We start from the raw sequence: 224 nt of genomic DNA, 5'->3' as shown, positions 1-224 counted from the left end.
CGGCGTGGCGAGCTGGATGGAGGTTTGACCATTCGGCAGCGAAACGCCGATCTTGCAGGCGCCAGCCGTGAAGTCCAGGACAAGATCGGGATCGGAATGGTCGTAGACCCCGGCTGCCGGGTTAAAGTTCCCCGTCGTGCCGATCACCGCATTGGCGATAGCGGAGCCGGCCTGGGCCGTCACATTGATGGTGGCCTGGCCCGTGGCGCCTTGGGTGTAGGAGG

The 224-nt window shown here is 64.7% G+C and carries 1 protein-coding gene; it reads right to left on the bottom strand.

Features of this window, described 5'->3' with window-relative positions:
• The coding region (locus DUT91_RS26085) for a hypothetical protein (RefSeq protein WP_160113744.1) at positions 1 to 224 on the bottom strand (224 nt) is incomplete at both ends.

This window comes from Paramesorhizobium salinisoli (assembly GCF_003335045.1).
GTDB classification, from domain to species: Bacteria; Pseudomonadota; Alphaproteobacteria; order Rhizobiales; family Rhizobiaceae; genus Paramesorhizobium; species Paramesorhizobium salinisoli.
The sequence above is the reverse complement of the archived record's forward strand: the minus strand, read 5'-3'. Positions and strand labels throughout refer to the sequence as shown.